The organism is Xanthobacter lutulentifluminis (assembly GCF_043194675.2).
Classification (GTDB): Bacteria; Pseudomonadota; Alphaproteobacteria; order Rhizobiales; family Xanthobacteraceae; genus Xanthobacter.
The window spans coordinates 345,937-370,241 of sequence record NZ_CM195525.1 but is presented as its reverse complement, the minus strand read 5'-3'; the positions used below and the strand labels follow the sequence as shown (position 1 = coordinate 370,241).

At 70.1% G+C, this 24,305-nt stretch carries 23 protein-coding genes; 13 read left to right on the top strand and 10 right to left on the bottom strand.

Features of this window, described 5'->3' with window-relative positions; all coding sequences use genetic code 11:
• Positions 1-99: 99 nt before the first annotated feature.
• The 8 genes from V5F49_RS01665 to V5F49_RS01630 all read right to left on the bottom strand — a co-directional run bounded on the left by V5F49_RS01665 (position 100) and on the right by V5F49_RS01630 (position 9,131).
• Positions 100-1,188: a DUF2778 domain-containing protein gene (locus V5F49_RS01665; RefSeq protein WP_394118443.1), complete on the bottom strand. Its 1,089-nt coding sequence runs from the start codon at positions 1,186-1,188 to the stop codon at positions 100-102.
• Positions 1,189-1,508: 320 nt separating this feature from the next.
• The gene (locus V5F49_RS01660) at positions 1,509-2,132 is read right to left on the bottom strand and encodes a TetR/AcrR family transcriptional regulator (RefSeq protein WP_394118442.1); all 624 of its coding nucleotides are present in this window, start codon (positions 2,130-2,132) and stop codon (positions 1,509-1,511) included.
• 209 nt (positions 2,133-2,341) lie between these two features.
• Entirely contained in the window at positions 2,342-2,689 is a 348-nt protein-coding gene (locus V5F49_RS01655) for an ArsC family reductase (RefSeq protein ID WP_394118441.1), read from the bottom strand.
• Between the two features lie 174 nt (positions 2,690-2,863).
• Positions 2,864-4,066 carry a CaiB/BaiF CoA transferase family protein gene (locus V5F49_RS01650; RefSeq protein ID WP_394118440.1) on the bottom strand — a complete coding sequence of 401 codons (1,203 nt, stop codon included), beginning with the start codon at positions 4,064-4,066 and terminating at the stop codon, positions 2,864-2,866.
• A gap of 104 nt (positions 4,067-4,170) precedes the next feature.
• Positions 4,171-5,298 carry an acyl-CoA dehydrogenase family protein gene (locus V5F49_RS01645; protein ID WP_394118439.1) on the bottom strand — a complete coding sequence of 376 codons (1,128 nt, stop codon included), beginning with the start codon at positions 5,296-5,298 and terminating at the stop codon, positions 4,171-4,173.
• Between the two features lie 129 nt (positions 5,299-5,427).
• Positions 5,428-6,618 (bottom strand): acetyl-CoA C-acyltransferase, encoded by a 1,191-nt coding sequence (locus tag V5F49_RS01640; RefSeq protein ID WP_394118438.1) that lies wholly within the window; start codon positions 6,616-6,618, stop codon positions 5,428-5,430.
• 29 nt (positions 6,619-6,647) lie between these two features.
• Positions 6,648-7,415 (bottom strand): 3-hydroxyacyl-CoA dehydrogenase, encoded by a 768-nt coding sequence (locus V5F49_RS01635; protein WP_394118437.1) that lies wholly within the window; start codon positions 7,413-7,415, stop codon positions 6,648-6,650.
• Positions 7,416-7,451: 36 nt separating this feature from the next.
• Positions 7,452-9,131 carry an acyl-CoA synthetase gene (locus V5F49_RS01630; RefSeq protein WP_394118436.1) on the bottom strand — a complete coding sequence of 560 codons (1,680 nt, stop codon included), beginning with the start codon at positions 9,129-9,131 and terminating at the stop codon, positions 7,452-7,454.
• 143 nt (positions 9,132-9,274) lie between these two features.
• Between V5F49_RS01630 and V5F49_RS01625 the strand changes: the two genes are divergently transcribed.
• Positions 9,275-10,261, top strand: a complete 987-nt coding sequence (locus V5F49_RS01625; RefSeq protein WP_394118435.1) for an AraC family transcriptional regulator — start codon at positions 9,275-9,277, stop codon at positions 10,259-10,261.
• A gap of 4 nt (positions 10,262-10,265) precedes the next feature.
• On the opposite strand, the gene V5F49_RS01620 is transcribed toward V5F49_RS01625, so the two are convergent.
• Positions 10,266-10,799 (bottom strand): arsenate reductase ArsC, encoded by a 534-nt coding sequence (locus tag V5F49_RS01620; protein WP_394118434.1) that lies wholly within the window; start codon positions 10,797-10,799, stop codon positions 10,266-10,268.
• Positions 10,800-11,142: 343 nt separating this feature from the next.
• Here V5F49_RS01620 and V5F49_RS01615 point away from each other — a divergent pair, with 343 nt between their 5' ends.
• The 11 genes from V5F49_RS01615 (at position 11,143) to V5F49_RS01565 (ending at position 22,739) form a co-directional block, all read left to right on the top strand.
• A complete protein-coding gene (locus tag V5F49_RS01615) occupies positions 11,143-11,844 on the top strand; it encodes a phosphatidylserine decarboxylase (protein ID WP_394118433.1) in 702 nt (233 codons plus the stop codon).
• Entirely contained in the window at positions 11,844-12,665 is an 822-nt protein-coding gene (pssA, locus tag V5F49_RS01610; RefSeq protein WP_394118432.1) for a CDP-diacylglycerol--serine O-phosphatidyltransferase, read from the top strand. The genes V5F49_RS01615 and pssA overlap by 1 nt, the downstream gene beginning before the upstream one ends.
• Before the next feature lie 217 nt (positions 12,666-12,882).
• A complete protein-coding gene (locus V5F49_RS01605; RefSeq protein ID WP_394118431.1) occupies positions 12,883-14,505 on the top strand; it encodes an ABC transporter substrate-binding protein in 1,623 nt (540 codons plus the stop codon).
• A 355-nt stretch (positions 14,506-14,860) separates the two neighbouring features.
• On the top strand, positions 14,861-15,874 hold the full coding sequence (locus V5F49_RS01600; protein WP_394118430.1) for an ABC transporter permease: 1,014 nt from the start codon (positions 14,861-14,863) through the stop codon (positions 15,872-15,874).
• Positions 15,871-16,758, top strand: a complete 888-nt coding sequence (locus tag V5F49_RS01595) for an ABC transporter permease (RefSeq protein ID WP_394118429.1) — start codon at positions 15,871-15,873, stop codon at positions 16,756-16,758. Before V5F49_RS01600 ends, V5F49_RS01595 begins: the two co-directional genes overlap by 4 nt.
• 11 nt (positions 16,759-16,769) lie before the next feature.
• Entirely contained in the window at positions 16,770-18,584 is a 1,815-nt protein-coding gene (locus tag V5F49_RS01590) for a dipeptide ABC transporter ATP-binding protein (RefSeq protein ID WP_394118428.1), read from the top strand.
• Between the two features lie 8 nt (positions 18,585-18,592).
• Positions 18,593-18,802 carry a hypothetical protein gene (locus V5F49_RS01585; RefSeq protein ID WP_394118427.1) on the top strand — a complete coding sequence of 70 codons (210 nt, stop codon included), beginning with the start codon at positions 18,593-18,595 and terminating at the stop codon, positions 18,800-18,802.
• 7 nt (positions 18,803-18,809) lie between these two features.
• Positions 18,810-20,243 (top strand): AtzE family amidohydrolase, encoded by a 1,434-nt coding sequence (locus V5F49_RS01580; RefSeq protein WP_394118426.1) that lies wholly within the window; start codon positions 18,810-18,812, stop codon positions 20,241-20,243.
• Positions 20,244-20,255: 12 nt separating this feature from the next.
• A complete protein-coding gene (hpxZ, locus tag V5F49_RS01575; RefSeq protein ID WP_394118425.1) occupies positions 20,256-20,642 on the top strand; it encodes an oxalurate catabolism protein HpxZ in 387 nt (128 codons plus the stop codon).
• 87 nt (positions 20,643-20,729) lie between these two features.
• On the top strand, positions 20,730-21,446 hold the full coding sequence (locus tag V5F49_RS01570; RefSeq protein ID WP_394118424.1) for a GntR family transcriptional regulator: 717 nt from the start codon (positions 20,730-20,732) through the stop codon (positions 21,444-21,446).
• A gap of 81 nt (positions 21,447-21,527) precedes the next feature.
• On the top strand, positions 21,528-22,739 hold the full coding sequence (locus V5F49_RS01565) for a hypothetical protein (RefSeq protein WP_394118423.1): 1,212 nt from the start codon (positions 21,528-21,530) through the stop codon (positions 22,737-22,739).
• A gap of 77 nt (positions 22,740-22,816) precedes the next feature.
• On the opposite strand, the gene V5F49_RS01560 is transcribed toward V5F49_RS01565, so the two are convergent.
• A complete protein-coding gene (locus V5F49_RS01560; RefSeq protein WP_394118422.1) occupies positions 22,817-23,698 on the bottom strand; it encodes a LysR substrate-binding domain-containing protein in 882 nt (293 codons plus the stop codon).
• A 200-nt stretch (positions 23,699-23,898) separates the two neighbouring features.
• Here V5F49_RS01560 and V5F49_RS01555 point away from each other — a divergent pair, with 200 nt between their 5' ends.
• On the top strand, positions 23,899-24,222 hold the full coding sequence (locus V5F49_RS01555; protein WP_394118421.1) for a DUF1127 domain-containing protein: 324 nt from the start codon (positions 23,899-23,901) through the stop codon (positions 24,220-24,222).
• Positions 24,223-24,305: the final 83 nt, after the last annotated feature.

The window sequence follows — 24,305 nt, the reverse complement described above, 5'->3', positions numbered from 1 at the left end:
GCGTTTCCTCCGCCCCCGACTATAGAGGCAGCGCCCCCTTACCTTAAGTCCCTTTGACCTGACCTCAGCCGGAATGCGCGGCGCCCCGGCCGCGCCGGATCACTGCGGCTTCAGCCAGGAGAGCAGGAAGTTCTGCTCCTTGGGCGCGTTCTTCAGCTGCTCGACGACCACCATCTTCTTGACTTCGCCGCGCTTGAAGGCGGCGAGGAAGCGGTCGTAGTCCTTGATGGAGACGCAGCCGTTGGAATCGCCGCGCGGGCCGAGCAGGTAGGTGTGGGCGAGGATGCCGGTGCGGCCGTACATCTTGCCGGTGCCGACCGGGTTGAGGCGCACCGCCTCCACGCCGTGGAACAGCGCCTCGCGCATGGTCAGCGAATAGACGTTGGGCGGGGTCGGCCCGACCATGCGCTTGGAGACGTGGCGCGGGTCGTCGAACATCTCGCCATAGCCGGAGTGGGCTTCCAGCCGCTCGCCGTTGGGCATGTACACGACCTTGCCCTTGATGTCGTAGAGCGCATAGCCGCTGCCGGCGGTGGGCAGGGCCACCTCGTCGTCCGGCCCCGGGCCGAGCGACGGTGCGGTGGGCGCGCTGGACGCGGCCGGCGGAGGCGTGTCGAGCGGCGCGGACGGATCGGGCAGCGAGGCGTAGGCGAGGCGCTGCTCGCGCACCAGCGGATTGCGCTGGGGCAGGGGGGCGCCGCTCTGGTCGATCTGCTGCAGGGCGCGGATGCCGTCGGCGGCCGCCATCTGGTTGCGGTTGAGCGGGTTGGCCAGCGGCAGCGGCACGGAGCGCAGCGCCTGCTGGGGCCCCGGCATCGGCGCGGCGGCAACGCGGCCGCCCGGCGGCACGAACGGCGCGCCCTCGATGGCGAGGCTGGTCATGTAGATGCGGCCGGATTCCAGCTCCAGCATGCCGGAGGACACGACCAGGGACATGTCGGTGACGTCGGAGCCGGCCACCTCGGCTACGGGGGCGCGGGTTTCTGCCACGCGGGGCTCGGGAACGCCGAAGGCGAACGAGCCCTGGCTGACCCACAGCGCGCCGCCGGCGACCATCAGGCCCGCCGCGACGCCGGTGAAGATACCGACCAATGTGCCATGGCCCGATCCGCTGCGCGGATGACCTGCCGACCCCAGCGGGGCGTAGTAGGCCTCATCCTCGTCGGGCAGTGGGTTGGTGTGCCTCATGGTCCCCGCTATCAGCGTTGCCGGCATGCCGGCGATCATCCTCTTCTGCAGGGCCCGACAGCGCGCGTGCAGCGCACAAGCCTCGCACCGGGTGGATCGCTCCGCCCGACCTGCCAGCGACTCACTTCTGGAACCGGGCACCCGCCCGGACCGACCGCCAGCCCCGCAAACCTGAATGAACTCGGTAACTTTTCCCTTTATGCCCCTCGCTACACCAGATCACGAAGGCGAGAACAAGGCGCACTCTAGCAACGCGATACCCGCTTGGCGAGAGGTCCGTCTTCCCCATCGGCATGGGGCGGGAGCCTCGAAACCATGCCTCAGGCGGCTTGCGCGAGGATGTCCCGCAGCACCGGCTCGACCCCCGCGCGGAAGGATCGCACCGCATCGCACACGATGGGGTCGAGGTTCTCCGGGCAGGGGGTGCCGTACACGTAGCGGCGGATGGCGAGATAGAAGATCCGCCCGTGCAGCCCCCAGAACAGCTCCTCCTCCCGCACCCCCACGGGGATCTCGCCCGGCGGCGGCAGCGTCAGCTCCGCCCGCAGCTCGGCGCAGGCGGGCAGGACCACACGGCTGCGGACGATCTCCAGATACCGCGAGGTGATGTCGAAGGACTTCATGCCGGAATAGACGAAGATGCGGACCCAGTGGTAATCGAAGACCTGCTCCACGTATTCCCGGTAGAACTGGGTCAGCCGCGCCTCCAGCGGCCGGGCGCGATCCTGCACCAGCGCCTCCCAGCCGGGGTTCCAGCGGCTGAGATAGATGTGCTCGTACACCCGCTCGATCAGCGCTTCCTTGCTGGGGATGTAACGGTAGATCGCCGAATGGGTGATGCCGAGGCGCCGCGCCAGCTCGCGCGTCTGCCCCTCGAACCCGTGCTCGGCGAAGAAGCGTACCGCCTCCTGCAGGATCGCCTGCTCCCGGTCGGCCGCACGCATGTGCCGGCGCCGCGGGACGGTCGGGGAAAGGCGGACGGGCGGTGGCGTCACGGCGGCGGCTCCGGCTGTCGGACGCAAGCGCGGCGCCCGGCGTCCGATAGCGCAGGACCCCGCCGCCACCAAGGGCTGCCGGCGGATCGCAGGCATGCCCTGGGCGCACGCGTTGGCGCGGAAACCGCCGGCTACCGCAGCGGCAAGGCGCGAGCCGCTCAGCCGAGCGCCGCGGCGTATTCCTCGGGCCGGAAGCCCACCAGCAGCGGGCCATCGGTTTCCAGCACCGGCCGGCGGATCATGGAGGGCTGCGCCAGCATCAGGGCGATGGCCTTGGCGCGGTCCAGCCCCTCCTTGTCGGCCTCCGGGAGCTTGCGGAAGGTGGTGCCGGAACGGTTGATGAGCTTTTCCCAGCCCACCGCATCCGCCCATGCCTCCAGCTTGTCACGGCCGATGCCGGCGGCCTTGTAGTCATGGAAGGCGTAGGCGACGCCGTGGCCCTCCAGCCACGTGCGGGCCTTCTTCATGGTGTCGCACGCCTTGATGCCATAGATGGTCGCGGTCATCGGCTCCCCCGGATCGGAATCGGCGCGATCCTACAGCCGGGCGACGCCCCGGGGGAGCGAGGCGCCTCAGCGCAGCTCGGGCGGCCAACAGCGCGGAGCGCGTCGGCGCAGCTTGGGCGGCCAACAGCGCGGAGCGCGTCGGCGCAGCTCGGGCGGCCAACAGCGCGGAGCGCGTCAGCGCAGCTCGGGCGGCCAAGAGAGGCCCGAGCGCGCCGCGGGATCATCCGGCGCCGTGGCGGCGCGAATCTCCCCGGGCGACAGGCCGAGCTCGGCGAGAACGGCGCCCGTCTGGTCGGAGAGGTCGGCGGGGTGCGCCACCGCCGGGGTGCGGGAGAGCTTCGGCACCGCCGGCACCCGGTTCGGCCCGCAGCCGGCGTGGCGGGCGGTGATGTGGGGGTCGTCCCAGATCTCGTCCGGGTCGAGCACCGGGGCGACGCAGGCGTCGGTACCGGCGAACAGGGCGCTCCAGTCATCGCGCGGCTTGCGGATGAACGTCTCCGCCAGCGTGCGCTCGATCTGCGGCCACAGGTCCCGGCGCATGTGGTCCGGCACCTCGCCCAGCTCCAGCATGCGCCAGAGGGCCTCGAAGAAGCCGCGCTCCAGCGCGCCCACCGCCACGTGCCGTCCGTCCGCGCAGGCATAGGAGCGGTAGAAGGGCGCCCCGCCGCCCAGCAGCCCGTCGCCGCGGGCCGGCCAGTGGGGCGTGCGCCACAGGGGCAGGTGCATGGCCATGAGCGAGAGCGCGCCGTCGATCATGGCGGCATCGATGAACTGGCCCTTGCCGGAGGCCTTAGCCTCGATCACCGCCGCAAGGATGCCGATGGTCGCGACGAGGCTCCCGCCGGCGAAATCGGCCACGAGGTTCAGCGGCGCCTCGGGCGGGCCGTTGCGCGGCCCCATGGAGCCGAGCACCCCCGCGAGCGCGAGGTAGGTGATGTCGTGCCCCGCCTCCAGCGCGCGCGGACCGGTCTGCCCGAAGCCGGTGACGGCGCAATAGACGAGGCGCGGATTGAGCGCGGAGAGCTCGGCATAGCCGGCGCCGATCCGATCCGCCACGCCCGGGCGGAAGCCTTCCACCAGCACGTCCGCCGTCTGCACCAGCGCTTTCAGCGCGGCGCGCCCCTCTGGCGCCTTCAGGTCCAGCGAGATGTGGCGCTTGCCGCGCGAGAATTCCGGAATGGCGACGCCGGCGCGCCCGCCGCCCACCACGATCACCTCCGCGCCGAGATCGGCCAGCAGCATGGTGCAATAAGGGCCGGGCGCGAGCCGCGACAGGTCGACGACGCGGATGCCCGCGAGCGGGCCGCGCGGCGCGGCGGACGGTTCTGCTGACGGGACGGCGCGGGCGATGGTGTCGGGCGCGGTGGTCTCTGCCATGGGTCTCCTCCGATCGGCCGCTTGGCGCGGCGCTTGGAATTCACTTTCTTCAAACGCGAAATCCCCTCCCGCGGGCGGGAGGGGCCATCAGGCGGCGGCGCGGCTCACAGGCTGCGGGCGATGACGATGCGCTGCACGTCGCTGGTGCCTTCATAGATCTGGCACACCCGCACGTCGCGATAGATCCGCTCCACCGGGAAGTCGTTCAGATAGCCGTAGCCGCCGTGCACCTGGATCGCCGCCGAGCACACCGCCTCGGCGGTCTCGGAGGCGAACAGCTTGGCCATGGAGGCCTCGGTGAGGCAGGGCAGGCCGGCCTCGCGCAGGCTGGCCGCGTGCAGCACCATCTGGCGGGCGGCGGCAATGCGGGTCGCCATGTCGGCGAGGCGGAAGGCCACCGCCTGATGCTCGATGATGGGCTTGCCGAAGGTCACCCGGTCGTGGGCGTAGGCGCGGGCGGCCTCGAACGCGGCGCGGGCCATGCCCACCGACTGGGAGGCGATGCCGATGCGCCCGCCCTCCAGATTGGCGAGCGCGATCTTGAGCCCCTCGCCCTCGGCGCCGAGCCGCAGGTCCGCCGGCAGGCGCATGTCGTTGAAGGCGAGCTGGCAGGTGTCGGAGGAGTGCTGTCCCAGCTTCTCCTCCACCCGCACCACCTCGTAGCCGGGGGTGTCGGTGGGGACGATGAAGGCGGAGATGCCCTTCTTGCCGGCGTCGGGGTCGGTCACCGCGAACACGATGATGACATCGCCGTTCTGGCCCGAGGTGATGAACTGCTTGGCGCCGGAGAGCACGTAATGATCGCCGTCGCGCCGGGCGCGGGTGCGGATGGCGGCGGCGTCCGATCCGGTGTGCGGCTCGGTGAGGGCGAAGCCGCCGATCCATTCGCCCGAGGCGAGCTTGGGCAGAAAGCGCTGCTTCTGCGCCTCGGTGCCGAACTTCACGATGGGCATGCAGCCCACGGAGGAATGCACGCTGACGATGGTGGAGCAGGCGCCGTCGGCGGCCGCGATCTCCTCCAGCGCCAAAGCGTAGGAGACGGCGTCGATCTGCGAGCCGCCATAGGCCTCCGGCACCAGCATGCCGAGGAAGCCGAGGGCGCCGAGCTCCTTCAGCTCCTCCTTCGGGAAGCGGTGCTCGCGGTCGCGCGCCGCGGCGCCGGGCGCAAGGCGCTCCTGCGCGAATGCGCGCACCGCCTCGCGGATCTCCGTCTGCGTTTCGGTGAGGATCATGGATGCGTTTCCTCTGGAAGAAAGGCCCGGCGCCGGGCGGCTGCTATGCCGGCGCCCCGCGCAGGGCTGGGCGGGCAGGGGTGCAGCCGGGCGCGGGAATGAACCCGCGCCCGGGAAGGGGATCGTGCCTCAGCTCAGCCGCTCGATGGCCACCGCGGTGGCCTCGCCGCCGCCGATGCACAGGGAGGCGACGCCGCGCTTCAGCCCGTACTTCTGCAAGGCAGCCAGAAGGGTCACCATCACCCGGGCACCGGAGGCGCCGATGGGATGGCCGAGGGCGCAGGCGCCGCCGTGGACGTTCACCTTGTCCTGCGGCAGGCCGAGGTCGTGGATCGCCACCATGGGCACCACGGCGAACGCCTCGTTGATCTCGAACAGGTCCACGTCCTTCAGGTCCCAGCCGGTCTTGTCGGCCAGCTTGCGGATCGCGCCCACCGGGGCGGTGGTGAAGAGGTTGGGCGCCTGGGCGTGGGTGGAATGCCCGACGATGGCGGCGAGCGGGGTCAGGCCGCGCTTCTCCGCCTCCGAGCGGCGCATCAGCACGAGCGCCGCGGCGCCGTCCGAGATGGAGGAGGAATTGGCCGCCGTCACCGTGCCGCCGTCGCGGAAGGCGGGCTTGAGGGTGGGGATCTTGTCCAGCTTCGCCTTCGGGGGCTGCTCGTCGGCGCTGACCACGCGCTCGGTCTTGCCGGCCTTGACGGTGACCGGCGTGATCTCGGCATCGAAGCCGCCGTTCGCCATGGCCTTCTGGGCCTTGGTGAGGGAGGCGATGGCGAAGGCGTCCTGCGCCTCGCGGGTGAACTGGTAGGCCTCGGCGCAATCCTCGGCGAAGGTGCCCATCAGGCGCCCCTTGTCGTAGGCGTCCTCCAGCCCGTCGAGGAACATGTGGTCGAGCACCCGGCCGTGGCCCATGCGGTAGCCACCGCGGGCGCGGTCGAGCAGGTAGGGGGCGTTGGTCATGCTCTCCATGCCGCCGGCCACCGCCACGTCGGCCGAGCCGGCGAGCAGCAGGTCGTTGGCGAACATGGCGGCCTTCATGCCGGAGCCGCACATCTTGTTGACGGTGGTGGCACCGGTGCCGAGCGGCAGGCCGGCGCCGAGCGCGGCCTGACGGGCCGGCGCCTGGCCCTGGCCGGCGGGCAGCACGCAGCCGAACACCACCTCTTCCACCGCCTCGGGCGCAAGGCCGGCACGGGAGAGGGCGGAGGAGATGGCGGCGGCGCCGAGGGCGGAGGCGGTCACGTCCTTCAGGTCGCCCTGGAAGCCGCCCATGGGGGTGCGGGCGGAACCGACGATGACGATGGGATCGGAAGCGGTCATGTTCTTAATCCTCCCTTGGGTTCAGGCCGTCAGCGCGGCGCCATGCGCAGCGCGCCGTCGAGGCGGATGACCTCGCCGTTGAGCATGGTGTTCTCGAGGATGTGCCGGACCAGCGCCGCATATTCGGGCGGCCGGCCGAGCCGGGGCGGGAACGGCACGGTCTTGCCGAGCGAGTCCTGCACCTCCTGCGGCAGGCCGGCCATCATGGGCGTCTCGAAGATGCCCGGCGCGATGGTGACCACGCGCACGCCGAACCGGGCCAGCTCGCGCGCCACCGGCAGGGTGAGCGCGGCGACGCCGCCCTTGGAGGCGGCGTAGGCGGCCTGGCCGATCTGTCCGTCGAAGGCGGCGATGGAGGCGGTGTTGATGATGACGCCGCGCTCGCCGTCGGCGGTGGGCTCCTCCTTCACGATGGCGTCGGCGGCGAGCCGCAGCATGTTGAAGGTGCCGATGAGGTTGATGCCCACGGCGCGGGCGAAGCTGTCGAGCCGGTGCGGGGCGTCGCGGCCCACCACCTTCTCGCCGGGCGCGACGCCGGCGCAGTTGACGAGGCCGTTGAGGTGGCCGAACGCCTCCTTCGCCAGCGTGACGGCGGCGATGCCGTCGGCCTCGCTGGTCACGTCGCCCTTCACGAAGCGCACCGCGTCGCCCAGCTCGGTGGCGATGGCCTCGCCGGCCGCGGCGTTCACGTCAATGCCCACCACCTTGCCGCCGCCCGCCACCAGCATCCGGGTGACGGCCGCGCCGAGGCCGGAGCCGGCGCCGGTGACGATGAAGACGCGATCACTGATCTGCATGGGTTTTCCTCTCCCTTTGTCCTTGGCGCCGCCGGCTCAGGCGGCGCTGTCCTTCGCCTTGGCCGCCTCGCGGTTGCGCAGCATGAAGCGCTGCAGCTTGCCGCTTGGCGTCTTCGGCAGCTCGTCCATGAACTCGATCTCGCGGGGGTAGGCGTGGGCCGAGAGCCGGCGCTTCACATACTGCCGCAGTTCCTCGGCCAGCGCCTCCGTCGGCTCGGTGCCGGCGCGCAGGATGACGTAGGCCTTCACGATCTCGGTGCGCTCGGGGTCGGGCACGCCGATCACCGCGGCCTCGATCACCGCCGGATGCTCGATCAGCGCGCTCTCCACGTCGAACGGGCCGATCCGGTATCCGGACGAGGTGATGACGTCGTCGGCGCGGCCGACGAAGCTGATGCGGCCGTCGGTCTCCAGCTCCACCGTGTCGCCGGTGCGGTAGTAGCCGCCGGCCATGGACGGCGTCTCCTGCTGCCAGTAGCCGGTGAACCAGAGCAGAGGCGAGCGGGCCATGTCCACCGCCAGCACGCCCGGCACGTTGGGGCCGAGCTCGGCGCCGGCTTCGTCGAGCACCGCCACCCGATAGCCCGGCATGGGGAAGCCGGCGGAGCCGGGATGCACCTCATGGACGAGCCGGTGGTGGTTGTTCACCACCATGCCCAGCTCGGTCTGGCCGTAATGGTCGTGGATCGGCGCGCCAAGGTGCTCGGCGAACCAGCGGATGACTTCCGGGTTCAGCGGCTCGCCGGCGCTGGAGACGACGCGCAGCCGGCCTTTCACGGCTTCGGCGGCCTCCGGGCCGGCGGCGATCAGCAGCCGGTAGGCGGTGGGCGCGCCGGCAAGGTTGGTGATGCCGTGGCGCCTGATCAGGTCGTAGGTGGCCGCGGCGTTGAACGGGCCGTCATAGAAGGTGGTGGCATGCCCCATGAGGAGCGGGCCGGTCACCGCATAATAGAGGCCATAGGCCCAGCCGGGATCGGCGATGTTCCAGAACGTGTCCTCCGGCCGCAGGTCCACCGCGTCGCGCATGTAGGCGTAGAAGGCCGGAAGCGCCTTCAGCGGCACCGGCACGCCCTTGGGCAGGCCGGTGGTGCCGGAGGTGGACATCATGAGGAACAGGTCCCCGCCACGGCGCATCACCGGCTCGAACGCATCGCTCTGGCTGGCGAGCTCGGCATGGAGGTCGAGATCGCCTTCGCGCAGGGCCTCCGCGCCCGGGCGGGTGACCACGGCCACCATGGGCGCGTTGGGCACCTCGTCGAGCTTCGGGCGGTTGGTGGGGTCGGTCACCACCAGCCGGGCGCCGGAAGTCTTCAGTCGGTGCTCGATGGCCTTGGGGCCGAAGGCGGTGAACAGCGGCTGGTAGACCGCGCCCGCGCGCCAGGTGCCGAGAATGGTGACGAGCAGCTCCGGGGTGCGCGGCAGCAGGCCCGCCACCACGTCGCCGGGCTTGATGCCCTGCGCCGCCAGAAGGTTGGCGAAGCGGGCGGAAAGCTCCTTCATCTGCGCGAAGCTGTAGCGCGCGTGGCGCCCGTCGGCGCTTTCCCATTCGAGCGCGGTGCCGCCCGCCGCAACGTGGCGGTCGCAGCATTCCACGCACACGTTCATGCCCGTTTCGAAATCGCCGTCGAGGAGCGCGGTCAGGTCCTCCAGGCGGAAGGCGCTGGCGGCGGACGCATGGGTCACGGCGATCTCGGGGGCGTTGGGGCCTTCGGCCATCATTGTCCTCCATCGATCCCGTTTCGACCCTGAGGGCCGGGATCCGTTCTGCTTTCCGGCGATCTAGCGGCGAAGAGGTGTGGCATACGATGACCGAACTGCACTAATTTGGTGATCGGTTCTGCCATACTCCGAGGAGCCCCATGGAACGGCGCATGATCTCCGCCTGCTTCGTGGACGACGCGCTCGATTGCCTTGCCGCGCAGGGCATCGACGCGGCGCCGGTGCTGGCGCGCGCGGGGCTCGCGGCGCCGGTGCGGGGCACCGTCTCGGCCGAGCAGTACGGGGCCTTGTGGACCGCGGCCGCCGAGGCCATGGACGATGAATTCTTCGGCCTCGCCGCCCGGCCCATGCGCAGCGGCAGCTTCACCCTGCTGTGCCACGCCATGATGGGCGCGCCGACGCTGGAGCGGGCGCTGCGGCGGGCGCTGCGCTTCCTGCGGGTGGTGCTGGAGGACCCGGAAGGGCGGCTGGAGGTGGCGGACGGGCTGGCCAGCGTGGTGCTGCACGATCGCGGCGCGCCGCGGTCCGCCTTCGCCTACCGCACCTACTGGATCATCGTCCATGGCATCACCTGCTGGCTGGTGGGCCGGCGCGTGCCGCTGCGCCGGGTGGACTTCCGCTGCGGCCCGCCGGAGCACGAGGCCGACTACCGGCTGTTCTTCGGCGCGCCGGTGCGGTTTCACGCGCCGCAGAGCCGCCTCGCCTTCGATGCCGATTTCCTCAGCCTGCCCACGGCGCGCAACGAGCGGGCGCTGAAGGAGTTCCTGCGTGGCGCGCCGGCCAACATCCTGGTGCGCTACCGCCACGACGCGGGCATCGCGGCGCGGGTGCGGGCGCGGCTGCGCGAGGCGCCGGCCGGCGGCTGGCCGGATTTCGACACGCTCGCCCGCCAGCTGCGGATGCCGGCCTCCACCCTGCGCCGCCGGCTGGCGCAGGAAGGGCACCCCTACCGCGACATCAAGGACGAGCTGCGCCGCGTCCGGGCCGAGGAACTGCTGCGCGCCACCGCGCGCCCCGTGGGCGAGATCGCCGCCGAGCTGGGCTTTTCCGAGCCCAGCGCCTTCCATCGCGCCTTCCGCAAATGGACCGGCGCCAGCCCCGGAGCCTTTCGCCGCGGCGCCGGCTGAGGCGTCAGCCCGCCTGCGCCTGGGGTGGCAGCTCGGCGCGGCCGATCGCCTCCAGATGCTCCTGCAGGGCCAGCCGGTCCAGCGAGCGCACCGGCAGCGCGGCGAAGATGGAGACGCGCTGGTGCAGCAGGCGATAGGCTTCGGCGAAGGCCAGGGCGATGTCGATGCCCCGGCCGTGCGCCAGCTTGGGGTCCGGAATGCCCCAGTGCGCCGACATCCGGTGCCACGGCTCGCCCGGCAGGGTGGCGCAGGTCTCGTCGGCCGCGTCGTCGCACACGGTGAAGACGAAATCGAAATGCGGCGCGTCCGGCCGGGCGTACTCGGTCCAGCTCTTCGGGCGCAGGCCGGAGGTGTCGTAGCTGAGGCCGCCGAGCAGCTTCAGGGCCTCCGGATGCGCCTCCGCGGCAGGCTCGACGCCGGCCGACCAGGCGCGGAAGTGGCCCTCGCCGATCCGGTTCAGGATGCATTCCGCCATCAGCGAGCGGGCGCAGTTGGTCGTGCACAGGAACAGCACGTTGAAGACGCGATGATCCGACATGGTTTCCTCCACCGACTCTTGTCTGCCTCGCGGGCGAGCCTGGCCCCATGACGCAAGGACGGACCTTGCGCCGTGTCAATATGTCCGCCGACCGGCGCGGCGGGCAGTGAGAACCCGGACGGGCGGCCACCGCCGCGAGGGCGCGGAGCGCGGCGCGCCGCCGCGCCGGTTTTCCCGCGAGGTGGCGGAGGAGGCGCGGCCCGGAGATAGCCCGGAACGCACCGGCAGGACGCGGCCGCGGGAGGGACCGGGCGGGCTTGCCGGCGCACGGACATTTGACGGCGGGGCCGGCCCTCACTACCTGTGCCCTCAGCCGGCGCCGCGGGGCGCCACGGAGGCCCTGTTGTCGCTCGTCACCACCATCCGCAAGTCGCTCGTGCCCATCCACCGGGAAGGCTATCCCTTCATCGCCATCGCGGTCGTGATCGCGCTGGTTCTTTTGTGGGTCTCCACCTTCCTCGGCATGATCGCGGTGGGCCTCGCCATCTGGACCGCCCTGTTCTTCCGCGATCCGCCGCGCGTGACGCCGGTGCGCGAGGGGCTGGTGGTGGCGCCGGCGGACGGGCGCATCTCCCAGGTGGGCCTTGCCAAGCCCCCGCGCGAGCTCGACCTCTCGGACGAGCCGCTGCTGCGCATCTCCATCTTCATGAACGTGTTCAACGTCCACGTGAACCGCGCGCCGGTGACCGGCCGAATCGAGCGGCTCGCCTACAAGCCGGGCCTGTTCCTCAATGCCGACCTCGACAAGGCGAGCGAGGACAACGAGCGCAACGGCCTCGTGCTCTCCACGCCGCTGTGCCGCGTGGGCGTGGTGCAGATCGCCGGCCTCATCGCCCGCCGCATCGTCTCCTTCGTGCGCGAGGGTGAGTCGATCGGCGCCGGCGAGCGCTTCGGCCTGATCCGCTTCGGCTCGCGCGTGGACGTCTACCTGCCCGTGGGCACCCGCATCCAGGTCAGCGAGGGCCAGCTGACGGTGGCGGGCGAGACCATCCTGTGCGATCTCACGGCCCAGCAGCCGCGCGAGACCGCCTACCGGGTGAGCTGATGGAGACGCCCTTTCCCCCGTTCGATCCGCAGGGCCGCCCGCGCTTCGGCCGGTTCGGCCGCGTGCCGCTCCGGGTGCTGCTGCCCAATCTCGTCACCCTGCTGGCCCTGTGCTCGGGGCTGACGGCGGTGCGCCTCGCCATCGAGGAGCGGATCGAGCTGGCGCTCGCGGCCATCGTGTTCGCGGCGCTCCTGGACGGGGTGGACGGGCGGCTCGCCCGCGCGCTCAAGGGCACCTCGCGCTTCGGCGCCGAGCTCGACAGCCTCGCCGACTTCGTGAACTTCGGCTGCGTGCCCGCGCTGATGCTCTATTTCTGGGGGCTGAACGAGGCCGGCTCGGTGGGGTGGATCGCCGCGCTCGCCTACGCCATCTGCGCGGCGCTGCGCCTCGCGCGCTTCAACGTGATGCTGGATGACCCGGACAAGCCGCCCTTCGCCGGCGACTTCTTCACCGGCATCCCGGCGCCGGCCGGTGCCATCACGGTGCTGTTGCCCATCTATCTGGAGCTGGTGGGCGTGCCGCACGGCGGGGTGAGCGCGCCCATCGCCCTGATCTACACGCTCGCCATCGCCTTCCTGATGATCTCCACGGTGCCCGCGTGGTCCGGCAAGACGCTGGGACGGCGCGTGCGGCGTGAGCTGGTGCTGCCGCTTTTCGTGGCTGTCGCGCTCTTTTTTGCGCTGCTGGCGAGCTATCCGTGGATCGTGCTGTCGGTGTGCTCGCTGCTGTACCTGGTGCTGCTCCCGGTTTCCACCCTCCGGTACCGGCGCCTCATGGCCGCATGGCGTGCCGAGCACCCCGCCCCCCGCACCCCTGCCTGAAGCGGGGGCAGGGTGGGCCGCTCCTTGCGGCATATAATTGCATACAATCGGCACATATATGATTAAAAACAGTGCAAATCATATTCGTGCTCCGAGGGTGAGCGCTGCGCGATATGCAATTAAGTCAATGAAAGTAAAACAAAACTGCATTTTTGTATGCAATTGGCACGCGACTTGAATGGGAAGCGGCGACTGTCACCATCTGGGATGTCGTCCGATGAACCGCCGCGAATTCATGAAGTCCGCGTCCGCCACCGCCGTCGCCTCCGGAGCCGGCGTCGCCGCCCCGGCGGTGTTCTCCCCGGCCAAGGCGCAGGCGCGCAACGAGACGCTGCTGATCGTCTCCGAGAGCGGGCCGAACAATCTCGACATCCACGGCGTCGGCACCAACGTCCCCGGCTACGAGGCCAGCTGGAACACCTATGACCGGCTCATCACCCACGAGATGACCGAGAAGGACGGCGTGCGCTACTACGACCGCGACAAGCTCAAGGGCGAGCTTGCCGAGGACATGAACATCGGTGACATGTCGGTCACCTTCAAGCTGAAGAAGAACGCCACCTTCCAGGACGGCACCCCCGTCACCGCCAAGGACGTGAAGTGGTCGCTGGACCGCGCCGTCTCGGTGGGTGGCTTCCCCACCTTCCAGATGAAGGCCGGCTCGCTGGAGAAGCCCGAGCAGTTCGTGGTGGTGGACGACCACACCGTGCGCGTGGACTTCCTGCGCAAGGACCGGCTGACCATCCCCGACCTCGCCGTCATCGTGCCCTGCGTCATCAATTCCGAGCTGGTGAAGAAGAACGCCACGGAGAAGGACCCCTGGGGCCTCGAGTACACCAAGCAGAACACCGCCGGCTCCGGTGCCTACCGCGTCACCAAGTGGACGCCCGGCACCGAGGTGATCTTCGAGCGCTTCGAGGACTGGAAGGGCGGCCCGCTGCCCAAGATCAAGCGCGTGATCTGGCGCATGGTGCCGTCCGCCGGCAACCGCCGGGCGCTGCTGGAGCGCGGCGACGCCGACATCTCCTACGACCTGCCGAGCAAGGACTTCGTGGAGATGAAGCAGGCGGGCAAGCTGAACATCACCTCGGTGCCGTATTCCAACGGCGTCCAGTACATCGGCATGAACGTGAAGACCCCGCCCTTCGACAATCCGAAGGTGCGCCAGGCCATCGCCTATGCCATCCCCTACCAGAAGATCATGGACGCGGCCCTGTTCGGCCTCGCCAAGCCGATGTTCGGCGCGCCGGCCGACACCCAGACCAAGGTGGCCTGGCCGCAGCCCACCAAGTTCACCACCGATCTCGCCAAGGCCAAGCAGCTCCTCGCGGAGGCGGGCTACCCCGACGGGTTCGAGACCACGCTCTCCTTCGACCTCGGATTTGCCGGCGTCAACGAGCCCATCTGCGTGCTGCTGCAGGAAAACCTGGCGCAGATCGGCATCAAGACCGGCATCAACAAGATCCCCGGCGCAAACTGGCGGACCGAGCTGAACAAGAAGGTGCTGCCGCTCTACACCAACGTGTTCTCGGGCTGGCTGGATTATCCAGAATACTTCTTCTTCTGGTGCTACCACGGCTCGAATTCAGTCTTCAACACCATGAGCTACCAGTCCGCGGCCATGGATGCCTTCATCGACGGGGCGCGCGCGGCGGCGGCCAACGGCGACAAGGCGGCGTATGATGCCGACGTGAAGGGCATGGTGGATCTCGCCTTCGCCGACGTGCCGCGCATCCCGCTGTACCAGCCGTACGTGAACGTCGCGATGCAGAAGAACATCACCGGCTACGAATACTGGTTCCATCGCCGGCTGGACTATCGCGCCTTCCAGAAGGGCTGAGCGGCCGCCCCTTGTCCCGCCCGGCGGGGAGGGGGCCGCACAGTGCCGGGACGGCCCACCGGGTCGTCCCGGATCGGCGGCGCTCCTCCCCGTCGGAGGGCCGCCGGACCGCTCCGCCCCCGAGCCCGGCGTCCTCACGCCCGGCCGAGGGCGCCACCAGATCGCCGCTCCCCGCGCGGGAGCGGCCGGAGGCAGGGTTCGCGCCGATCCGATCACCCTCGTTTCGCATCGGAAAACGCGGCCTCCGCCGTTGAGTTGGGAAGGCGATCTGATCAGGCCGGCCGGTCTGGCCGGATCGCGCTCCGGGGCCGGGCTCTGCATGCCGGCCCGTTCTCCAGTCGAGAAGGACCGGACCATGCTGAAGCTCCTGGGCAGTCGCCTTGCCACCGCCGTGCCGAGCCTGATCGGCGTGGTGATCGTCACCTTCCTGCTCACCCGCGTGCTGCCGGGGGATACGGCGTCCTATTTCGCCGGGCCAGCCGCAACCCCGCAGGCCATCGCCGAGATCCGCACCAAGCTCGGCCTCGACAAGCCGCTGCCGGCGCAGTTCGTGGATTATGTCTCCGCCCTGGCGAAGGGGGATCTGGGCGCCTCGCTCTCCACCGGCCAGCCGGTGGCGACCGAGATCGCCGCGCGCCTGCCGGCCTCTGCCGAATTGACGCTCGCGGGCCTCGTGCTGGCGCTCGCCATCGCGGTGCCGTTCGGCATCCTCGCGGCGGTGAAGCAGGGGTCATGGGTGGACCATTCCTGCCGCATCATCACCACGGCGGGCGTGTCGCTGCCGGTGTTCTTCACCGGCCTGCTGCTGGTCTACGTGTTCTACTTCAAGCTCGGCTGGGCGCCGGCGCCGCTGGGGCGGCTGGACGTGTTCTACTCGGCGCCCGACACGGTGACAGGCTTCTATCTGATCGACAGCCTGATCGCCCGCGACCTCGACACCTTCCGCGCCGCGCTGGCGCAGCTGGCGGTGCCGGCCATCACGCTCGCCATCTTCGCGCTGGCGCCCATCGCCCGCATGACGCGCGCCTCCATGCTCTCGGTGCTGTCCTCCGAGTTCGTGCGCACCGCCCGCGCCGCCGGCCTCACGGATACGACGGTGATCCTCACCTACGCCTTCCGCAATGCCATGCTGCCGGTGGTGACGACGCTGGGCATGGTGTTCTCCTTCCTGCTCGGCGCCAACGTGCTGGTGGAGAAGGTGTTCGCCTGGCCGGGCATCGGCTCCTATGCGGTGGAGGCGCTCATCACCTCCGATTACGCGCCGGTGCAGGGCTTCGTGCTCGCCATGGCGATCCTCTACGTGGTCCTCAACCTCCTGATCGACATCGCCTACGGCATCATCGATCCCCGCGCGCGGAGCGAAGCATGACCCTCGCCACTGCCGACACCCAGAGCGCGCCGCGCGGCCTCGCCGCGACGCTGGCCCACGCGCGCTACGTCATCTCCGACAATCCCGTCACCGGCATCGCCTTCGGCATGTTCGTGGTGCTGGTGGTATGCTCCCTCGCCGGGCCGTTCATCGTGCCCTACGATCCGCTGGCGTCCGACACGGTGGCGGCGCTGCAGCCGCCCTCCGCCGCCCACTGGTTCGGCACCGACAACCTCGGGCGGGACATCTTCTCCCGCGTCATCGTGGCGACAAGGCTCGACATGGCCATCGCCGTGTTCTCGGTGGCGCTGGTGTTCGCGGCGGGCGGCATCGCCGGCATCGCCTCCGGCTTCTTCGGCGGGTGGACGGACCGCATCATCGGCCGCATCTCCGACACCATCATGGCCTTCCCGCTGTTCGTGCTGGCCATGGGCATCGTGGCGGCGCTGGGCAACACGGTGACGAACATCGTCATCGCCACCGCCATCATCAACTTCCCGCTCTATGTGCGCGTGGCGAAGTCGGAAGCCGCCATCCGCCGCAATGCCGGCTACGTGCAGGCGGCGCGCCTCACCGGCAATTCGGACTGGCGCATCCTGCTCACGACCATCCTGCCGAACATCATGCCCATCATGATGGTTCAGATGTCGCTGACCATGGGCTACGCCATCCTCAACGCGGCGGGCCTCTCCTTCATCGGCCTCGGCGTGCGCCCGCCCACCCCGGAATGGGGGATCATGGTGGCGGAGGGCGCGGCCTACATCGTCTCGGGCGAATGGTGGATCGCGCTGTTCCCCGGCCTCGCGCTCATGTTCGCGGTGTTCTGCTTCAACCTCCTGGGCGACGGTCTGCGCGACATCGTCGATCCCCAGCGTCGCACCTGATGGAGGCCGCCATGCATGGAGTTGTGGACGTGAAGGAACACGCCGCCAAGTCCTCGGAAGCGCCGAGTGGCCCGCTGCTGGAGGTGCGCGACCTCACCGTCGAGTTCGCCACCCGCCGCGGCACGGTGACGGCCGTGAGCAACGTCAACCTCACCCTCGCCAAGGGCGAGACGCTCGGCATCGTGGGCGAGAGCGGCTCGGGCAAGTCGGTGACCTCCTACACGGTGATGCGCATCCTCGACCGGGCGGGGCGCATCGCGGAGGGAGCCATCACCTTCTCGGGCATCGACGTGGCCCACGCGCCGGAAAGCGCCATGCGCGACCTGCGCGGGCGCGAGATGTCGATGATCTTCCAGAACCCGCGGGCGGCGCTGAACCCCATCCGCACCGTGGGCGCGCAGATCGGCGACGTGCTGCTCCAGCACGTGCAGGCGGACCCGCGCAACGTGAAGGAGAAGGTGATCGACATCCTCAAGCAGGTGCGCATCGCCCGGCCGGAGGACCGCTACCACGCCTATCCGTTCGAATTGTCCGGCGGCATGTGCCAGCGCATCGTGATCGCGCTCGCGCTCGCCTGCCGGCCGCAGCTGATGATCGCCGACGAGCCCACCACCGGCCTCGACGTGACCACCCAGAAGGCGGTGATGGACCTCGTGACCGAGCTCACCCGCGAGCGCGGCATGTCCACCATCCTCATCACCCACGACCTCGGCCTTGCCGCCGCCTATTGCGACACGGTGATGGTGATGGAGAAGGGCAAGGTGGTGGAGACCGCGCCCGCCGAGCGCATCTTCCGCGATCCGCAGCACCCCTACACCCGCAAGCTCATGCGCGCCACGCCGCGCCCCGGCATCACCCTCAGGGATCTCCTGCCGGAGGACGCGGCGCCCGCGGCGTCCCCGGCGGAGGCCCACCCCCTTCCCGGCGATCCCCCGCTCGCGGGCGAGGGGGTGGGCAGCGTCGCGGCAACCGCCGCCGCGCCCGCCCCGGCGCAGAAGGTGCTGCTCGAGGTGCAGCAGCTGGTGAAGGAATATCCCCGCCAGGGCGCCCCCTCGGCCTTCCTCGCCCGGCTGAAGGGCCAGACGGTGCCGCCCGCCGACCGCATCTTCCGCGCGGTGGACGACATCTCCTTCGCAGTGCTGAAGGGCGAGAGCGTCGGCCTCGTGGGCGAGAGCGGCTGCGGCAAGTCCACCACCTCCACCATGGTGATGCGCCTTGCCGATCCCACCTCCGGCCGCATCACCTTCGCCGGTGAGGACATCAGCGCCGTGCCGGCCAGGGACTTTGCGCGCCATCCCATGCGCCGGCGCATCCAGATGGTGTTCCAGGACCCGACCGAGAGCCTCAACCCGCGCTACACCGCCGAGCGCGCCATCGCCGATCCTCTGCTGCGCATGGGCGGCTATTCCGGCGGCGCGAAGCTGCGCGCGCGCGTGCATGAGCTGGCCGAGATGGTGGGCCTACCGGCGAACCTGCTGGAGCGCTTCCCGCACCAGCTTTCAGGCGGCCAGAAGGCGCGCATCGGCATCGCCCGCGCCATCGCCCTCGACCCGGATCTCGTGATCCTCGACGAACCGACGGCGGCGCTCGACGTGTCGGTGCAGGCGGTGGTGCTCAACCTCCTGGAAGAGCTGAAGCACCGCCTTGGCATGAGCTATCTGTTCGTCTCCCACGATCTCCACGTGGTGAACCTGTTGTGCGATCGCGTCATCGTCATGCGGCAGGGGCGCATCGTGGAGGAGGGGACCGCGCGCGACGTGCTGGAGGCGCCGAAGGACCCCTACACGCGCGAGCTCATCGCCGCCATTCCCCATCCCCCGGTCTGAGGTTCGCCATGGCACAGGAAGTCACCCTCCCGCGCGTGGAGGACGCGGCCCTCGAGAAGCTGCTCGATGGCGCGCTTGCGGCTGGCGGCATCAGCCCCCTGCCGGAATGGCGCACCGAGGCCCTGTCCTACCTGCGCGCCATCGCCGATGCGGCGGTGCTGGTGCGCAGCCTCGACCTCGGCGATGCCGAGGAGCCCGCCCCCGTCTATCGCCCGTGAGGCCCGGATGAACGCCCCCCTGACCGAGCCCGGCGCCGCCGCCCTCGCCACCGCCGCCGCCAGCGAGATCGCGGCCGCCGTCTCCTCCGGCGCGGTTTCCGCCCGGGCGGTGACGGAGGCCGTGCTGGCCCGCATCGCCGCCGTCGACCCCGCAGTCAACGCCTTCACCGACGTCACCGCCGAGCGCGCCCGCGCCACCGCCGATGCGGTGGACGCCCGCCGCGCTGCCGGGGAGGCCCCGGGCCCGCTCGCCGGCGTGCCGTTCGCGGTGAAGAACCTGTTCGACGTGGAGGGCCTGCCCACGCGGGCGGGATCGCGTATCAACCGCGAGCTGCCCCCTTCCACCGCCGATGCCACGCTGGTGGCGAAGATGGAGGCGGCCGGCGCGGTGCTGGTGGGCGCGCTCAACATGGGTGAATACGCCTACGACTTCACCGGGGAGAACGTCCACGACGGTCCCTCGCGCAACCCGCACGACCTCTCCCGCATGGCCGGTGGCTCGTCCGGCGGCTCCGGCGCGGCGGTGGCGGCGGGACTGGTGCCGATCGCGCTCGGCTCCGACACCAACGGCTCCATCCGCGTGCCGTCGTCCCTGTGCGGCACGTTCGGGCTGAAGCCGACCTTCGGGCGGCTGTCGCGCGGCGGCAGCTTTCCGTTCGTCACCGCGCTGGACCATCTCGGCCCGTTCGCCCGCTCGGTGGCGGACCTCGCGGCTTCCTACGACGCCATGCAGGGCGAGGACGTGCGCGACCCCGGCCAGACGCCGCGCCCTTTCGAGCCGGTCTCGGCGCAGATCGACGGTGGCATCGGCGGGCTGAAGATTGGCGTGGCCGGCGGCTATTTCCGTGCCCGCGCCCTGCCGGAGGCGCTGGCAGCGGTGGATGCGGTGGCGGCCGTGCTCGGCGCTGGGGACATGGTGGACATCCCGGACGCCGCCCGCGCCCGCGCCTCCGCCTTCATCATCACCGCGGCCGAAGGCGCGAGCCTGCACGCCCGTCGCCTTGCGACCCGCCCGCAGGATTTCGACCCGGCGGTGCGCGACCGCCTGTTCGCCGGCCTCGCCATCCCCGCCTCGTGGGTGGATGCGGCCCAGCGCTTCCGCCGGCATTTCCGCGCCGAGATGCTGAAGCTGTTCCACGAGTGGGACGTGCTGATCGCCCCGGCCACCCCCTGCCGCGCCCCGCGCCTCGGCCAGAAGACCTTCGTGCTGGGCGGGGAGGAGATGCTGGTGCGGCCGAATCTCGGCCTGTTCACCCAGCCCATCTCCTTCATCGGCCTGCCGGTGGTGGCGGCGCCGGTGTGGGTGCAGGCGGGGGAGGCGGCCCATCTGCCCATCGCCGTGCAGGTCATCGCCCCGCCGTGGCGGGAGGACCTGGCGCTGCGGGTGGCCGCCGCGCTAGAGCGGGAGGGCATCGCCCGCGCGCCGGTGGCCAGCCTTTAGGGAGACCGAGCGATGGATATCGACATTCCCGAGGTGAAGGCGGAGGTGGAAGCCGCCTTCGCCCGCTACGAGGCGGCACTGGTGGGCAACGACGTGGCGACGCTCGAGGCGCTGTTCCACGACGATCCGCGTACCATCCGCTACGGTGGCGGCGAGAACCTCTACGGCATGGAGGCCATCCGCGCCTTCCGCCGCGCCCGCTCGCCGGTGGGGCTCGCGCGCCTGCTGGAGAGCACGCTGATCACCACCTACGGGCGGGATTTCGCGGTGGCCTCCACCCTGTTCCGGCGCGAGAGCGCGCCCGGCCTCGTGGGGCGCCAGCAGCAGACCTGGGTGCGCTTGGCCGATGGCTGGCGCGTGGTCGCCGCGCACGTCTCCATGATTGCCGAGCCAGGCTGAACAACCGGACGCCGCGGCGATGCCGCCAAAAGCCTTACGGGCTGGACCGGATTTCGCGCCGAGCCCGAATTCGGGTAGTTTTCCCCCATGACGCTCCTGACGCCGCAGCCCGCAAAGGGCACCGCTCCCGCTCCCCGCGCCCGCAAGCGCCGCGCCGCCGGCCGGCCGGTGACGCGGACCGAGGAGCTGCGGCTCCAGATCGCCGACGACATCGTGCGCGGCCGCCTCGCCCCCGGCACCGCGCTGGAGGAGGTGGAGATCGCCAAGCGCTATGGCGTCTCCCGCACGCCGGTGCGCGAGGCGCTGCGCGACCTTGCCGCCTCCGGGCTGGTGGAGGCGCGGCCCCATCGCAGCGCGCTGGTCGCCCAGCCCTCGCTGGAGCGGCTGCGCGGCATGTTCGACGTGATGGCCGAGCTGGAAGCCCTGTGTGCCGGGCTCGCCGCGGTGAACATGACGGCGGCGGAGCGCGCGGGGCTCGAATCCATCCACGCCGAGCTCGCCGACCTCACCCGGCGCGGCGACGAGCGCAGCTACACGGTGCTCAACGAGCGCTTCCACACCACCCTCTATGCCGGCAGCCACAACGACTATCTGGCCGAGCTGACGCTGGCGACGCGGGCCCGCGTGCAGCCGTTCCGCCGCGCCCAGTTCCGCACCCTTGGCCGTCTCGCCCGCTCCTACGAGGAGCACGACCGCGTGGTGCGCGCCGTCCTGCGCGCCGACAAGGAGGCCGCCGCCGCCGCCATGCGCGCGCACATCCTCACCGTCGAGGACGCCTACGAGCGCTACGCCGAGAGCGTGTAAGAAACGGCGTGCATTTTAAGGTTGCATATCCCTATACTTGCATGAAGGCAGGTGCCACCGTTCGGGCGGCAGGGGGGAAGCATGTCGTACGACCAGATGATCCGGTCCGCACTTGTCGTGACATTCAGTCTCGTGGTGCCATTCGCGATCTTTGTCGGCAGACTGAACGTCAAGGCGTTCCGGCGCGAGGTCGTGCGCGACCTGGAAGCGCTGTTCAAATCCGTCACCAACATGAACGGACAGATCCCCATCCTTCCGTCGTTCGATCTGGTGAAGTGGAAGTATTATCCGGAAGACAATCCGGTCCGGGCCGACGAGCATTTCGATGCGAAGAATCGCGTCCATTTCGTGCTGCCGGTATTGCTGTTCGTCATCGTGTCGTTCGTGTTCTTCGCGCTCATCCTGAACCCCGAGCGCCCGTTCGCCATCGTCGACTGGCGCCGGGAGGGAGCGGACATCAGCCTCAGGTGGGTTCTGTGCGCGGCGTTTCTCGGCGCCTATGTCTGGACCTTCTGCTACCTGGTCAAGCGCGTCTCGAACTTCGACCTGTCGCCCATGTCGTTCTTCTACTGCATGTCGCACATCATGCTGGCCTTGATTATTGCCGGTGCGCTGTATGCGAGCTCCATCCCTCTGCTGTCCGATGCCGTGGCCCAGCCCATCGTGGCGGTGATCATCGGCTTCGTGCCGGATCTGTTTCTGAGCGCGGCCGTCGCCAAGTTCCCGTGGATCCAGCAGAAACGCGTGAGCAGGGCGAGCCGGGACATGCAGGAGGAGATGCCGCTGGACATGATCGGCGGCATCGATGCCTTCATGAAGCTCAGGTTGTCGGAATTCGAGATCGAGGATGTGCAGAATCTCGCCACCTTCAACCCGATCCAGCTGTTCGTGGAGACGCCCTACAGTCTTTACGAGGTCATCGACTGGGTCTCGCAGGCGCAGTTGATTGTCGCCGTCGGCTCCCCGAAGGCTCTTCGCCTGCGTGAAATGGGGGTGCGGACGATCTTCGACCTCGAGCGATGCCTCTACAACAGGAACCTTGCGCGTCAATTGTCCCGCATTCTCTGCGTGCACGAGCCGGAGGATCCGGGGGCGCGGCCGGCGCGCGGTGTGGGCGAAAGCGGCGAGCGCACGCTCGATGAGACCGACGAGCTGAGCGCGATCGTCGCCTATCTGCGCGATGACCTGCACGTGCGCCGCCTTCGCCAGATCTGGGATGTCATCAACGAGGCGCTGGACAGCCGGACGGGGCCGGTCGCACCCGTCCAGCAGGTGACGGCGGCCGCCGCCTGACGCGCCGCCCGCAAGGGCCCAGGCAACGGGCGGCTGGCAACGGGCGGCTGGCAACAGGCGGCTGGTAACGCAGACCGCTATTGGGCTGCCTCCACCTCGGTGAGGTTGTCGAGCCCCTGCACGATGTGCTGCGCCAGCGCATCGGCCAGCATGGAAGGCTCGTGCCGGTTGCGCAGCAGGCCGATGTCGCAGGGGGGCAGGGGCGGGTAGCCGTCGGCGATGCCGAGCACCCGCATGCCCGGCCGCAGCGCCGATTCCGGCAGCACCGACACCGCAAGGCCCGCCAGCACCGCGGCCGCCACCGCGCCGCTGTTGGGGCTGGTGTAGAGGATGCGGTGGCCGCGCCCGGCGCCGGCGAGCCGCGAGACGGCGATCTCCCGCCACTGGCAGGTGGTGCGCCCAAGCGCCAGCGGCACCGGCGTCTCCAGATGGACCGCGTGCCGCGCCGACGACACCCACATGAGCCGCTCGCGCCGGATGACATGGGCGTTGCGGGCGGTGATCTCGGTGGCGGTGATGATGGCGAGGTCCAGCGTGCCGCCGGCGATGTGCTGCACCAGCTCGCTCGACGGCTCGCAGATGACGGTGAGCTCCACCGAGGGATGGGTGCGCGAGAACCGCGCCATGATGTCCGGCAGGTAACGGTCGGCGTAATCGTCGGGCACGCCGAGGCAGACCCGGCCGGAGAGAGCCGCATCGGCGAAGCTCGACACCGCCTCCACGTTCAGCTTGACGATGCGACGGGCGAAATCCAGCAGGCGCTCGCCATCCTCGGTCAGGCGGGAGGCGCGGCCGTCGCGCACGAACACCGGCCGGCCGACACGCTCCTCCAGCCGCTTCATCTGCATCGAAACGGCCGATTGGGTCTTGTGCACCACCTCGGCCGCGCGGGTGAAGCTGCCGGTCTCGGCGATGGCGACGAAGGTGCGCAGCTGGTCCGGGTCAAGCATCGCCGTCATGGGTGCGCACTCCCTTCATTCATCAACGATGATGATATTTGAAATGAAAAACATTCGCTAGCTTGATTTGTCGGGCGGGTCCAGAAGAGGCGGGCCGCACGCAGCTGGCGAAACCGGGTGGCCCCGGGAAGCTGGCGCGGCGCAGATTTCAGGCCCGTGAAAGGAGGCGCCGGAACCTCACCCCCGGCAAGGAGACCCGCATGACCATCCATGGTGAAACCCGCAGAATTGTCTACGCCCCCGCTGGCGAGATGGCCGCAGCCCTGTGCCTCGGCCTCGTCGCCCTGGCCCGCAAGGCCGTGCATGCGACGGGTTCCATCGGCCGCGCGCTGGAGCGCCGGCAGGTCATGGCCGAATTGGCCGGTCTCGACGATCACATGCTGCGCGACATCGGCATCACCCGCGCCGACCTGCGCGATGCGTCCATCACCCGCCTGCACGAGGACCCGACCCGCGTCCTCGTGCTGCGCGCCACCGAGCGCCGTGCCGCGGTGACTTTGGGCATGCGCGACCGGCGCAGCTGAGGCTTCCGGCCCGGCCGCACGGTCGGTGTCACAGACATCACAAGCTCCGGCGGAGACGCCCCTCGAATCCGCCGAACTTCGAC